Below are 12,459 nucleotides of genomic sequence, written 5' to 3'. Positions count from 1 at the left end.
GTTCCACACTAGGGACCATTGCGGTCAGTTTCCGGCCGCAATTCGAGGAGGATCGATCGCATGGCCGACACCAGCGCCCGCACCCTGCGGTTGCTCACCCTGCTCCAGTCCCACCGCTTCTGGCCCGGCGAGGATCTCTCCGCCCGGCTCGGCGTCTCCGCCCGCACCCTGCGGCGCGATGTCGACCGGCTGCGCGAGCTCGGCTACCCGGTGGAGGCCCGCCGCGGCGTGGACGGCGGCTACCAGCTGGCCGCGGGCGCCGCGCTGCCACCGCTGGTGATCGACGACGAGGAGGCGGTCGCGCTGGCCGTCGGGCTCCAGGCGGCGGCCGACGGCGCGGTGGAGGGCCTGGCCGAGGCCTCGGTGCGGGCGCTGGCGAAGGTGGTGCAGGTGATGCCGTCCCGGCTGCGCCGCCGGGTGGAGGCGCTGCGCACCGTCACGGTGCCGGCCGGCTGGCGCGGCAACGGCGGCAACGACGCCCGGATCGACCCGGACACCCTCACCGCCGTCGCCCTGGCCTGCCGCGACACCGAACGGCTGCGCTTCCAGTACGGCACCGCGGACGGCCGCGCCGGCGAGCGCCACACCGAGCCGCACCACCTGGTCCGGCTGGGACGGCGCTGGTACCTGGTGGCGTACGACCTCACCCGGCACGACTGGCGAACCTTCCGCCTGGACCGGCTCACCGCGCCCGCACCGACCGGCGCCCACTTCCTGCCGCGCGCCCTCCCGGCCGCCGACGCCGCCGAGTTCGTCCGGGCCGGCCTCTCCGGCCAGTCCCGCCCATACCGGGTCGAGGTCCTGATCGACGCCCCGGCGGGGACGGTCCGGCAGCGCATCGGCCCCTGGACCGAGGTCGAGGAGCTGGACGAGGCCCGTTGCCGGGTCCTGATGAACGCCGAAGCACTGGACTGGCCCGCGATGGCAATCGGCTCACTGGACGCCGATTTCCAGGTCGTCTCCCCGCCCGAACTCGCCGCGCTGCTCGCCACCTGGGGCGAACGCTTCACCCGCTGTGCCCTCCCCAACGAGCGGGCAGAATCGGCCCCGTGACGACTCAGCAGCTGCTCACCCCCGCCGAGGCCGCCGAACGCTCGGGCTTCAGCCTGGACACCCTGCGCTACTACGAGCGCATCGGCCTGCTCACCGCCATCACCCGCGCCACCAGCGGCCACCGCCGCTTCACCCCCGACGACCTGGCCTGGCTCGGCATCCTGCGCTGCTTGCGCGACACCGGCATGCCGATCGCCGACATGCGCCGCTACGCCGAACTCGCCCGCACCGAGGGCCCGGACAGCCTCCGCGACCGGATCGGCCTGCTCGAACAGCACGACACCGCCGTCAACGACCGGATCGCCCTGCTGGAACGCCAACGCACCCACCTGCGCGCGAAGATCGACTGGTACCGCAGCCTCCTCGATGCCAACTGACAACCCCCGGCCACCCGTTCGGCCACCGAGGCCGTCCGCAGCGCGCCACCGAACGGTGTGCCCGCTGTCAGCATCAGGGGCTACCCTGCCGCCCGTGGTTCACGACCAAGACGAATTCCCCTCCACCCCCGGCCCGTTGGGAAACACCTGCAGCTACGACAGGTACCTGGCCAAGGCCCACCGGTCCGGCGAGCCGTACGACGAGTTCCTGCCGAGCATCCTCGGTGTTCTGACCGACATCAGCAAAAGGGCCTCCACCCCCGCCAGCAGCCGGCCGTACCGCGTGGTTGCCCACGACCTTGCAGGCCTGATCGACACGGCTTTCGCGATCATCGACGACACCCGGGCCCACCTGGAACGGGTCCGGCGGGAGGCGACCTCCGTGATGACCGCCGCCAGCGAGTACCTCGACAACCACCGGGACCGCGTGGGCTACTGGCTGACCACCACCGAGTCCGAACTGCTGAAACAGCGTGCCGCCTTCGCCGCGTCGGAGAGCAGCTACTGGCAGCGCGTCAAGGGCGTCAAGGCCCGGCCGGGAACCAGTCGGTTCGCCGGCTCGGGAAACGACGTGGAAGCCCTGGAGTCGATCCGCACCAAGCTGGCGCAGGAGACGAAGAACCTCGCCGAGGTCCTGGGGAAGGAACCGACGGCCCTGTTCTCGCCGGTCAGCACGCTCCCGATCAAGATGGCCGAGGAGATCAAGCCGACCACCTTCGAACGGCTGGTCGCCGCGCTGATGAAGCGGGACGGCTTCCGGGTCGACCGGGCTCAGGGATTCAGCGGCGACAACGGGGCGGACGTCATCGCGATCTGGCCGATCAAGCAGAAGTTCGTCGTCCAGGTGAAGCACACCACGACCGGCCGGACCGTTCCCCCGGAGACCATTCGCGCCGCACCGGCCGCGTTCACCCTCCACGAGGCCGATGTCATGGTCGTCGTCACCAACGGCAGGTACAGCCGGGAGACCCGGAAGGTTGCCAAGGATCTGTCCATACACCTGGTCGACGGCATGGGCGTGGAACGCTGGCTGGAACACGGCCAGCCCCTGATGGAGATCCTCACCGACGGCTGAGAACTCCCCCCCCCCGGCCCCGTCAGCCCATGGTGCGCTGGCCGTCCAGGCTCTCGCGGAGGATGTCGGCGTGCCCGGCGTGCTGCGCGGTCTCCGCGAGGACGTGCAGCAGCACCCGGCGGACGCTCCACACCGCGCCGGGTTCGAACCAGGGCGCGGACGGCAGTGGGTGCTCGTTGTCGAGGTCGAGGGTGGTGACCAGGCCGTCGGTGTGTTCTGCGACTGCCCGGTAGCGTTCGAGCAGGACGTCCAGGGTCTCGCCGGGCAGCATCCGGAACTGCTGGGCCCAGGCCTCGGCGTCCTGCGGCGCGCCCTCGGAGCGCATCGCCTCGGCGCCGCCGACCGCGAACCGCATCCAGCGTTCCTCGACCCCGGCGACGTGCTTGATCAGCCCGCCGAGGGTGAGTGCGCTGACGGTGGTGTGCTGCCCGGCCTGCTCGTCGGTCAGGCCGCGGACGGTGTAGCGCAGGAAACCGCGGTGCTTGTCGAGCGCGGTCAGGAGGTCGGCGCGTTCGCCGGTGAGTTCGGGTCGTGGCACAACCATCGGTTCAGGCCACCTCCACGGTGGCCGGCATCTCGCCCTCGGCGGCGCCCGGGTCGATCAGCGAGAACGCCGCGCCCTGCGGGTCCACGAAGGACGCGAAGCGCCCGAACGGGGTGGTGATCGGCCCGAACACCTTCTGCCCGCCGGCCTTGGCGACGCGTTCGACCGCGGCGTCGCAGCCGTCCACCACGAAGTACACGCTGATGAACGACGGTACCTCCGCGGGCACTTCGGGCGTCATGCCCATCGAACCGAGCACCGGCACGTCGCCGATGCTGAACACCCAGTACTCGACCTTCTCGTCGACGAGCTTCCGGACCCCGTAGGAGAACACCTTCGGGAAGAAGGCGTTGGCTGCGGCCGGGTCCCGGGTGAACACCTCCGCCCAGCCGTAGCTGCCGGGCGCGTCGCGCAGTTCGAAGCCGGCGTGCTCACCGCCCTGCCAGAGGCCGAACACCACCCCGGCCGGGTCCTTGGCGAGCGCCATCGAGCCGAAGGTGCCGACCTTCATCGGCTCCAGGAGCAGGGAGCCGCCGGCCGCCCGGATCCGCTCCGCGGTGGCCTCGACGTCCAGCGAGGCCAGGTAGAGCACCCAGGCGGACTGCCCCGGGCCCTGTCCGGGCATCGGCGGGACGATCGCGGCGACCGCCTTGCCGTCCCGGTACGCCTGCGTGTAGTTGCCGTACTCGGTGGAGGATTCGCCGAACGTCCAGCCCAGCACCTCACCGTAGAACTTCTTGGCGCCCTCCAGGTCGGTGAACATCGCGTCCGCCCAGACCGGGGTGCCTTCGGGTTGCGCAGCCATGGTGTCTCTCGCTCCGCTGTCGGGGATCGGGGGGGGTCGAAGCGGCCGGCGAAAGGCCCGGCCGCGGACAGCACATGCGCTGCCACGCTAACCAGCGACGCCCGCGCTTGCCCGGCGACGCGCGCGGCCACCGGCCGACGGCCCGTCACCAGCCAAAAGGCGCAACGCGGCCGCCCGTTGCACGGCGGTGACAGCACCCGCACCTGGCCCGGACGTGCGGCTGCCAAGCTGATGCCGTCGCCGGGGGCACCACCCGCCCCTGTCACCGCTCCACGGGGGAACCATCCATGTCCGCGCTCCGCCGTTCCGCGACCGATGCCCCACCCCGTCCCGGTTCGCGTCTGCGCGGACCACAGAACGCACCTGATACCCCAACAGTTCGAACGGCCCCTGCCTTCCGGACTGTTGTCACTTACTGACAGGATGTGTACGAGGCACATGCCTGTGATGGCGGCGGCCCGGTCTTCCGCCGGGCCGCCGCAGTCCGTAGATCCGTTCCATGGGGGGACTCTTCCGATGAGCGAACGCACCCGTCTGCGCCGATCCGCCGCCGCCCTGCTGGTGGCCGCGGTCACCACCGGGTCGGCCCTGCTGCTGACCGCCTGCGACCCGGAGGGCGGCGACACCGGGACCACCTCGCCCAGCAGTGCCGCCAACAGCCCGGCCGCCGACACCCCGAGCAGCAGCAGCGGCGGGAGCGCCGGTTCCTCCGCGCCCGCCGCGGGCGGCAAGCTGAACAAGACCGCCGGCACCAAGCTGACCGTCAGCACCGGCACCAACACCGTGCTGATGGACGGCAAGGCCGTGGACTTCGGCACCGTGGTCCGCGACCTGGCGTGGTCCCCGGACGGCAAGCACGCCGCGTTCATCGACGGCAGCGGCAACCTGCAGACCTCGGACCCGGACGGCGGCCACAAGACCGTCATCGCCAAGGCCCCGTCCGGCGAGACCTGGTCGCACCCGACCTGGCAGGTGTACGGCCCGGACGAGCCGCACGGCGCGGGCACCTACCTGCTGTTCACCGCGGACGACAAGAAGGCGCTGAAGCTGCTGTCCGTCGAGGCGAAGGCGGGCGCCAAGCCGGAGCCGCTGCACGTCGGCGACTCCGAGGCCGAGAAGCCGCTCCCGGAGGCCGGGAACCTGTGGCCGAACTCGGCCGGCAAGTTCGGTATGACGGTGTACGCCAACAAGACCGACGGCCAGGTCTACTTCCACGACGTGATCTCCCGCACCAACGGCGGTGTGATCACCAAGGGTTCGCAGCCCGCGCTCGCCGACGACGGCGAGGTGGTGTTCGTCCGCTCGGTCAGCGGCCACGCCCACATCTTCGCCAAGGCGAAGGAGGAGGGCGCCAAGGAGGTCGACCTGACGCCGGACGCCTCGGTGGACTACACCGAGCCGGCGATCTCGCACGACGGCAAGTCCGTCGCGTTCCGCGGCCCGGACGGCATCTACACGGTGCCGGTCAAGGGCGGAAAGCCCGACAAGATCACCGACACGGTCGGGCTGCCCGCCTACCGTTCCTGATCCCCCCGGGCCATCCGGGCCAACTCGGCCTGGAGGTTCGGGAGTTGCTGCTCGGCCAGGTCGTGCGGCAGGCACTCCATCGGGTCGATGAAGCGGAACAGCACCCGGCTCGGAGTGATCGCGAACTCGTACTCCTCGAAGCCCACCACGGCGCCCAGTTCGCCCCGGGCGGCCCCCCGCACCACGTGCGCGGTCAGGCCGTCCGGGGCGCCCTCCTGCTCGGCCGTCACCTGGCGGCGGGCGTTCGGGCGGCCCAGGTACGGGCAGACCATCGACGCGTACAGCATGCACGCCCGGTGGCCGGGGGCCTCCATGGTGGGCGCCATGTTCCGGTACGGGCGGCCGGCCGCCAGCGCCTCGCCGATCGCGAGCGCCTCCTCCCCGCCGACCACCCGCCACACCGGCCCGAGCGGCATCAGCGTGTTGCACACCGAGCACAGCCGCTCGCGGGCACAGGTGGCGGACCGCTCGTAGTCGGTCAGCCCGAACTGCGGATGCCCGTCCTCCCACGGCGTGATCGCGGGGACCGGATAGCCGCGCTCGTCACGCGGGCGGGCGGCCACGGCGGGCGGCTTGGGCACGGAGTCGAAACGCATGCCCCATGCCTATCACGCCCCACGACTCACCCACGCGGTACCGCAAACTCGGTCAACTCGGCACTTCCCGGGATGAGTTGACCCCACTCCCCGGGCACCGCGAGGACCGCGATCCCGGCCGTGGAGAACTTCTCCCGCAGCCGCTCCAGCGGTTCGCTCTCCCGCTCCCCGGCCAGCGCCAGCACCAGCTCCTGCACCTGCGGCCGGTGCCCGACCAGCATCGCGGTGCGCACCACCGGCGGCAACTCCCGTACCAGGCCGATCAGTTCGTCCACCTCGCCGCGGTAGGCCCGGGGCTCCAGGACGAGTTCGGGCGCGCCGCCGAGGGCCGGCTCGGCCAACTCCCAGGTCTGCCGGGTGCGCACCGCCGTCGAGCACAGCACCCGGTCCGGCACCAGAGCGTGCGCGGCCAGCCAGCGCCCGGCCGCCGCCGCGTCGGCCCGGCCGCGCTCCGCCAGCGGGCGCAGCTCGTCCGGAACGTCCGGCCAGTCCGCCTTGGCGTGCCGCAGCACGATCAACCGCCGCTGTTGGGTCATCCACCCAGTGTGGCCCGCCCCGCCGGTGGTGTGTTGCGGGACGCGCCGCCGAACCGCGGCTGCCAGGATGGGAATCCCGACCCCTGGAGCCCGTCATGGCCCCCACCGTCCACCTCGCCCAGCAGGACGACGCCGACGAACTGCTCGGCCGCAGCCCGCTGGCCGCCCTCACGGGCATGCTGCTGGACCAGCAGGTGCCGATGGAGAAGGCGTTCAGCGGCCCGCTGGTGATCGCGCGGCGGATGGGCGCGGACGACCTGGACGCGCACGCCATCGCCGCCGCCGACCCGGAGGCGTTCGCCGCGCTGTTCGCCGAGAAGCCGGCCGTGCACCGCTTCCCCGGCTCGATGGCCAAGCGGGTCCAGCAGCTCTGCGCCCACCTGGTCGAGCACTACGACGGCGACGCCGAGGCGGTCTGGCGCGACGCCCCCACCGGCAAGGACCTGCTGGCCCGGCTGAAGGCGCTGCCCGGCTTCGGCCCGCAGAAGGCGCAGATCTTCCTGGCCCTGCTCGGCAAGCAGTACGGCGTCCGTCCGGCGGGCTGGCGCGAGGCGGCCGGCGCGTACGGCGAGGAGGGCTGCCACCGTTCGGTCGCCGACATCACCGGCCCCGAGTCGCTGCTGAAGGTCCGTGCCACCAAGCAGGAGGCCAAGCGTGCCGCGAAGGCCGCCAAGGGCTGATACCGAGGGAAAACCGGACGACACGCCCGGAGCGTCTCGGCTAGCGTCCCGTCCATGCGTGCCCTGACCGAGTCCGAGATCCGCGCCTCCTTCGTCAACTGCTCGAAGGGCGAGGCCAAGCGGCTGCCCGTCCCGCGCGAGCTGTCCGAACAGCGCTGGGACGACCTGGACTTCCTCGGCTGGCGGGATCTGGGCGCCCCCGACCGGGCGTACCTGGTCGCCGAGCTCGACGGAGACCTGGTCGGGGTGACGCTCCGCTCCCCGAACGTCCGGCGCAGCCTGACCAGGACGAACGTCTGCTCGGTGTGCATCACCGCCCACCAGGGCAGCGGCGTCTCGCTGCTCACCGCGCCCCGGGCGGGCGCCCGCGGCCGCGAGGGCAACTCGGTCGGCACCTACCTCTGCGCCGACCTGGCCTGCTCGCTGTACGTGCGCGGCATCCGCCGCCCGGCGACGGTCAGCCGCCCGAACGAGTCGCTCCCGCTGGAGGACCAGATCGCCCGGACGGCCGCCAACATGGAGGCGTTCCTCCGCCAGATCCTGGCCTGAGGCCGGGCCGTCAGGCGGACTTGTACTCCACGGTGAGCAGGGCGCGGCCCAGCGCGTGCGCGGTCAGCGCGAAGCCGACCTGCGCGGCGGGGGTGTCGCGCTCCACGCCGAGGCTCGCCACGTCCAGGGCGTGCACCACGAACACGTAGCGGTGGGCCGGCCCGGGCGGCGGGGCGGCGCCGTCGTAGCGGTACCCGGGAAAGTCGGTGCGGACGTGGAACGCCCCGCCGGGCAGGTCGCTGTCCTGCGACCCGGCGCCGCGCGGCAGTTCGGTGGTGTCGGCCGGCAGGTCGACGGCCAGCCAGTGCCACCAGCCGGCCCCGGTGGGCGCGTCCGGGTCGTAGCAGGTCACCGCGAACGACCGGGTGCCCGCCGGGAAGCCCGACCAGGACAGCTGCGGCGACTGGTTCCCGGCCGCGTACACATGCGCGTCCGGCATGGTCGCCCCGTCCACCAGGTCGGCGCTGCGCAGCTCGAACCTGGGCACCGGCGGCAGGAAGTCGTACGGAAGCGGGATGCGGCCGGTCATCGGTGTCCTCTCGCAGCTGTTCGGGGTACGCCGGGCAGTCTACGGAGCGTCAGCCGCGACCCAGCGCCTCGACGGCCGAGCCGAGCACCGTGTCGGTCCGGCCGAGGTCGAAGACCAGGTCGAAGTGGTTGCGGCCGCCGACCAGCAGCTCCCGCACCGGCACCCCCGCGGCCCGCGCGGCGTGCGCGAACTCGACCTGCTGGCGGGCGAACTCACCGGTCTCGTACTCGCCGAGCGCCACCACCAGCGAGGGCAGACCGGTCAGGTCGGCGAACAGCGGGCTGAGCCTGCGGGCCCGCTCGGCGTCCAGACCGAGCGGCTGGTTGACGTAGCTGAGGGCGATCGGCTCCAGGTCGTAGACGCCGCTGAGCAGCGCCGCCCCGGCGATCCGCCCGCGCAGCCGCCCGTCCAGCAGCGCGGTGGCCGCCAGGTGCGCGCCTGCCGAGCTGCCGCTGAGCACGATCCGGTCCGGGGCGACGTCCAGTTCGGCGGCGTGCTCGACCAGCCACACCACCGCCTCGGTGACCTGCCCGGCGATCTGCTCCACCGTCCAGGCGGGCGCCAGCCCGTAGCCGACGGCGGCGTACGCGGTGCCCCGGGCGACGAAGTCCAGCGCGGGGAAGGCCGAGTCCTCCTTGCCGAGCTCCTGCCAGTAGCCGCCGTGCACGAAGATGTGCAGTGGCGCGCCCGGCACCGCCGGGAAGAAGTCGATCAGCTCCGGCCCGTCCGCCCCGTACCGCAGCTCCCGGTGCCCGGGCAGCTCCCGCAGGGCCCGCCCGCTCTCCCGGGTGTACGCGGCGATCTCCGCGTCGAAGTCCGTCACCAGGCTGCTGGGCGAATACTCCCGGTCGAGTTCCCGCTGGTCGAAGCCCCGGTAGACCGCCACCTTGCCGCTCCCCTCACCCAACCAGGTATAGACCAATGCGGGAGCCCGCGGTTAGCGTGGTCACTCCCTGTACTTCCTTCTCCGGAGTTGCCCCGTGGAGACGTCCGTCCTCGCCTTCGCCACCGATCTGCTCGACGAAGGGGCCGACACCTTCTTCGGCAACCTTACCGACCGGGCCGGCGTCGGCGGCGTCACGCTCGCCGCCGTCTACCACGAGGCCCGCGACGTCTTCCCGCACCACCCGCACCGCGTGCTGCGCTACCTCGAACCCGGCGCCGCCTACTTCCGCCCCGACCCCGCCCACTGGGCCGGCCACCGCCTCGCCCCGCTGCCCTCCACCGCGATCGGCACCCGCGACCCGTTCGCCGAGGCCGCCGAGGAGACCCGCCGACGCGGCCTCAAACTGCACGCCTGGACGGTCTTCTGCCACAACGACCGGCTCGGCTTCGCCCACCCCGACTGCGCCCCCGCCAACGCCTTCGGCGACCGCCACCTCACCGAGCTCTGCCCCGCCAACCCCGAGGTCCGCGCCTACTGCCACACCCTGGTCGAGGAACTCGCCCGCTACGGCGTGGACGCGATCCGCGCCGAGTCCCTGCACTTCCACGGCCTGGCCCACGGCTACCACCACGAGCGCTACTTCGAGCAGCTCGGCCCCGTCACCGAGGCCCTGCTGTCGATCTGCTTCTGCCCGCACTGCCTGGCCGCCGCCACCGCCGCGGGCGTCCCCGCCGAGCACGTCCGCGACACCGTCCGCACCGAACTGCGCGCCCGCCTCGCCGACGAGAACCGCGCCCTCACCCCCGTCCCGCTCGACGAACTGGCCGGCGGCGCCCTCGCCGCCTACCTCGACGCCAGTGCCCGCACCGTCACCACCCTCGCCGCCGAACTCGCCGCCACCGCCGCCGCCCACGGCATGCGCCTGACCTTCATGGACGGCGGCGGCCCCGGCACCGGCTGGCTCTCCGGCATCGATCTCCCCGCCCTGGCCCGCGCCGCCCACCAGATCGAGACCCTCGGCTACGCGAAGACCCCCGAGGCCGTCCGCGAGACGGTCGCCGCCTTCGCCCTGCACGGCGTCCGCCCCCAGGACCTGGCCGTCATCCTCCGCCCGATGTCCTCCGACTGCGACGGCCCCGCCAACCTCGCCGCCAAGATCACCACCCTCCGCGAGCTCGGCGTCCCGGAGGTCGAGTTCTACAACTACGGCCTGATGCGGCTCTCTTCACTCGACCGGATCGGCGCCGCACTGCGCTGAGCTGTGCCAACGTGGAAAGTCGGTCACCGTTGGTCCCGCTTGCTGCGCCCGCCATGTCCCAAACGGTAGGCTTTCCGTGTGATCTTCAAGCGCATCGGTAACGGGCGGCCGTACCCGGATCACGGCCGGACCAGCACCCGCCAGTGGGCGGACGTCGCGCCGCGTCCGGTGCGGCTCGACCAGTTGGTGACCACCAAGGGCCAGTTGGACCTGGAGACCCTCCTCGCCGAGGACTCCACCTTCTACGGGGACCTCTTCGCCCACGTGGTGAAGTGGCGCGGTGACCTCTACCTGGAGGACGGGCTGCACCGAGCCGTGCGGGCCGCCCTCCAGCAGCGGCAGGTTCTGCACGCCCGGGTCCTGGAAATGGACTGACGTACCGCCACCCGCCGTCGGCTGCAACCGATGGTCGGTGTCGGTACGTCCTTTCGAGTGCCGTCGTCCCCCGGATGATGATCATCCAGTACCTGTGCCGCTGCAGTCGGATTAGTCTGCTGACTACTGCGGTACACGCGGCCTTTTCTCACGGCCGCACCGCGGTCACCGGCACCCCACCTCGGCACCTACGGGGAGACAGACCATGAGCATGTTGACTCCCCGGGGGTTGAAGGGGAAGCAGTACCGGATCACCGGCAACAGTTACCCCCGTCTCGGACGTCCCCCGCGTCGCGGCCGCAAGGTCGTCGCCGCCGTCGGCGGGGTCCTCGCCCTCGGTCTGGTCTCGGTCGGCGGTGTTCAGCTCTACGACGTGTTCACCGGCAAGAACAAGAACAGCGCCGCGCAGGCCTGCGCCTCCGCCAAGCCGTCCGGCAAGTCGCTGGCCGCCCCGGAGGGCTCCCCCTCGGCCGGCGCCGCCGACTCCCCGGGGGCGGTCCCGGCCAACACGGCCGTGCCGCAGCCCTCGGCCGTCACGGTGAACGTCTACAACGCCACCGACAAGTCCGGTCTGGCGGCCAAGACCGCCGACGAGCTGAAGAAGCGCGGCTTCCAGGTCGGCAAGGTCGGCAACGCGCCGTCCGCACTGGACAAGAAGGTCCCCGGCACCGCGCAGGTGCTGAGCGGCCCGGGCGGGCTGGGCGCGGCCACCCTGCTGGTCTCCCAGGTGGCCTCCGCCACCAGCACCCAGGACGGCCGCACCGACGCCACCGTGGACCTGGTCATCGGCGACACCTTCAGCGCGCTGGCCGACCCGACCCAGGCCGCGGCCACGCTGGCCGAGCTCACCAAGCCGTCGCCCAGCCCGGAGTCGTCCGGCCACTGCTGACCCACGGACCACACGATCCGGCCGGAAACGGGGCTTCCGTTTCCGGCCGGATCGTGCTGTGTTCCGGGGCGCCGCGCAGGTCGCCTGCCAGGTCTCAGCCGGCGGTGCCGTACAGGCGGTCGCCCGCGTCGCCGAGGCCCGGGACGATGTAGCCGTTCTCGTTGAGGCGCTCGTCCACGGCGGCGGTCACCACGGTGACGGGCTGGCCGGCCAGCTCGCGCTCCATCACGGCGATGCCCTCGGGCGAGGCGAGCAGCACCACGGCGGTCACGTCGGTGGCGCCGCGGTCGAGCAGCATCCGGATCGCCGCGACCAGGGTGCCGCCGGTGGCGAGCATCGGGTCGAGGACGTAGACCTGCCGGCCGGAGAGGTCGTCCGGCATCCGGGTCGCGTAGGTGGAGGCCTCCAGGGTCTCCTCGTTGCGGACCATGCCGAGGAAGCCGACCTCGGCGGTGGGCAGCAGCCGGGTCATGCCGTCGAGCATGCCGAGGCCGGCCCGCAGGATCGGGACCACCAGCGGGCGCGGGTAGGACAGCCGGGTGCCCTGGGTGACGGCGACCGGGGTGGTGATCTCGACCGTTTCGGTGCGGACGTCCCGGGTCGCCTCGTACGCGAGCAGGGTCACCAACTCGTCGGTGAGCCGCCGGAAGGTCGGCGAGTCCGTGCGCTCGTCGCGCAGGGTGGACAGCTTGTGGGCGACCAGCGGGTGGTCGACGACGTGGAGGCGCATGACAACGACGATAACGGCCGTCGGCACATCTGTACGACTCCGGATGGCCC

The 12,459-nt window shown here is 72.3% G+C and carries 16 protein-coding genes; 9 read left to right on the top strand and 7 right to left on the bottom strand.

The annotated features are described in order from the left end of the window. Nucleotides 1-60 precede the first annotated feature (60 nt). From ACFV18_RS23845 to ACFV18_RS23835, 3 genes are all read left to right on the top strand, one after another. The gene (locus ACFV18_RS23845; protein WP_380486349.1) at nt 61-1,053 is read left to right on the top strand and encodes a helix-turn-helix transcriptional regulator; all 993 of its coding nucleotides are present in this window, start codon (nt 61-63) and stop codon (nt 1,051-1,053) included. Continuing rightward, nucleotides 1,050-1,430, top strand: coding sequence for a MerR family transcriptional regulator (locus ACFV18_RS23840; RefSeq protein WP_380486347.1), 381 nt, complete (start codon nt 1,050-1,052; stop codon nt 1,428-1,430). The genes ACFV18_RS23845 and ACFV18_RS23840 overlap by 4 nt, the downstream gene beginning before the upstream one ends. Before the next feature lie 94 nt (nt 1,431-1,524). Then, the gene (locus tag ACFV18_RS23835) at nt 1,525-2,505 is read left to right on the top strand and encodes a restriction endonuclease (RefSeq protein WP_380486346.1); all 981 of its coding nucleotides are present in this window, start codon (nt 1,525-1,527) and stop codon (nt 2,503-2,505) included. Between the two features lie 22 nt (nt 2,506-2,527). Here the strand turns inward: ACFV18_RS23835 and ACFV18_RS23830 are convergent, their stop codons facing one another. Beyond that, nucleotides 2,528-3,049, bottom strand: coding sequence for a DinB family protein (locus ACFV18_RS23830; RefSeq protein ID WP_380486344.1), 522 nt, complete (start codon nt 3,047-3,049; stop codon nt 2,528-2,530). A gap of 4 nt (nt 3,050-3,053) precedes the next feature. Next, nucleotides 3,054-3,854 carry a VOC family protein gene (locus ACFV18_RS23825; RefSeq protein WP_380486342.1) on the bottom strand — a complete coding sequence of 267 codons (801 nt, stop codon included), beginning with the start codon at nt 3,852-3,854 and terminating at the stop codon, nt 3,054-3,056. A gap of 516 nt (nt 3,855-4,370) precedes the next feature. Here ACFV18_RS23825 and ACFV18_RS23820 point away from each other — a divergent pair. Then, a complete protein-coding gene (locus ACFV18_RS23820) occupies nt 4,371-5,381 on the top strand; it encodes a hypothetical protein (RefSeq protein WP_380486340.1) in 1,011 nt (336 codons plus the stop codon). Here ACFV18_RS23820 and ACFV18_RS23815 read toward each other — a convergent pair. Both ACFV18_RS23815 and ACFV18_RS23810 read right to left on the bottom strand, forming a co-directional pair. Further along, nucleotides 5,369-5,977 (bottom strand): hypothetical protein, encoded by a 609-nt coding sequence (locus tag ACFV18_RS23815; protein WP_380486338.1) that lies wholly within the window; start codon nt 5,975-5,977, stop codon nt 5,369-5,371. The genes ACFV18_RS23820 and ACFV18_RS23815 overlap by 13 nt on opposite strands. 26 nt (nt 5,978-6,003) lie before the next feature. Next, nucleotides 6,004-6,513 (bottom strand): SixA phosphatase family protein, encoded by a 510-nt coding sequence (locus ACFV18_RS23810; protein WP_380486336.1) that lies wholly within the window; start codon nt 6,511-6,513, stop codon nt 6,004-6,006. Between the two features lie 95 nt (nt 6,514-6,608). On the opposite strand from ACFV18_RS23810, the gene ACFV18_RS23805 reads away from it, so the two are divergent. After that, nucleotides 6,609-7,193 (top strand): HhH-GPD-type base excision DNA repair protein, encoded by a 585-nt coding sequence (locus ACFV18_RS23805; protein WP_380486335.1) that lies wholly within the window; start codon nt 6,609-6,611, stop codon nt 7,191-7,193. 54 nt (nt 7,194-7,247) lie between these two features. Then, nucleotides 7,248-7,742 (top strand): FBP domain-containing protein, encoded by a 495-nt coding sequence (locus ACFV18_RS23800; RefSeq protein ID WP_380486333.1) that lies wholly within the window; start codon nt 7,248-7,250, stop codon nt 7,740-7,742. A 10-nt stretch (nt 7,743-7,752) separates the two neighbouring features. Here the strand turns inward: ACFV18_RS23800 and ACFV18_RS23795 are convergent, their stop codons facing one another. Together ACFV18_RS23795 and ACFV18_RS23790 are read right to left on the bottom strand one after the other, a co-directional pair. Continuing rightward, the gene (locus tag ACFV18_RS23795) at nt 7,753-8,271 is read right to left on the bottom strand and encodes a YbhB/YbcL family Raf kinase inhibitor-like protein (RefSeq protein WP_380486331.1); all 519 of its coding nucleotides are present in this window, start codon (nt 8,269-8,271) and stop codon (nt 7,753-7,755) included. Between the two features lie 49 nt (nt 8,272-8,320). Next, nucleotides 8,321-9,157, bottom strand: coding sequence for an alpha/beta hydrolase (locus tag ACFV18_RS23790; protein WP_380486329.1), 837 nt, complete (start codon nt 9,155-9,157; stop codon nt 8,321-8,323). 94 nt (nt 9,158-9,251) lie between these two features. Between ACFV18_RS23790 and ACFV18_RS23785 the strand changes: the two genes are divergently transcribed. From ACFV18_RS23785 to ACFV18_RS23775, 3 genes are all read left to right on the top strand, one after another. Continuing rightward, a complete protein-coding gene (locus ACFV18_RS23785; RefSeq protein ID WP_380486327.1) occupies nt 9,252-10,415 on the top strand; it encodes a hypothetical protein in 1,164 nt (387 codons plus the stop codon). Between the two features lie 78 nt (nt 10,416-10,493). After that, nucleotides 10,494-10,790 (top strand): type II toxin-antitoxin system VapB family antitoxin, encoded by a 297-nt coding sequence (locus tag ACFV18_RS23780; RefSeq protein ID WP_014136828.1) that lies wholly within the window; start codon nt 10,494-10,496, stop codon nt 10,788-10,790. A 205-nt stretch (nt 10,791-10,995) separates the two neighbouring features. Beyond that, a complete protein-coding gene (locus ACFV18_RS23775) occupies nt 10,996-11,679 on the top strand; it encodes a LytR C-terminal domain-containing protein (protein ID WP_380486324.1) in 684 nt (227 codons plus the stop codon). 94 nt (nt 11,680-11,773) lie between these two features. Here ACFV18_RS23775 and upp read toward each other — a convergent pair whose 3' ends face one another. Further along, nucleotides 11,774-12,409 carry a uracil phosphoribosyltransferase gene (gene upp, locus ACFV18_RS23770; protein ID WP_380486322.1) on the bottom strand — a complete coding sequence of 212 codons (636 nt, stop codon included), beginning with the start codon at nt 12,407-12,409 and terminating at the stop codon, nt 11,774-11,776. Nucleotides 12,410-12,459 lie beyond the last annotated feature (50 nt).

The sequence above is a fragment of the Kitasatospora sp. NPDC059673 genome (assembly GCF_042734215.1).
In the GTDB taxonomy this organism is placed as follows: Bacteria; Actinomycetota; Actinomycetes; order Streptomycetales; family Streptomycetaceae; genus Kitasatospora.
Note: the sequence above shows the minus strand (reverse complement) of the source record. Positions and strands in the feature narration are given on the sequence as shown.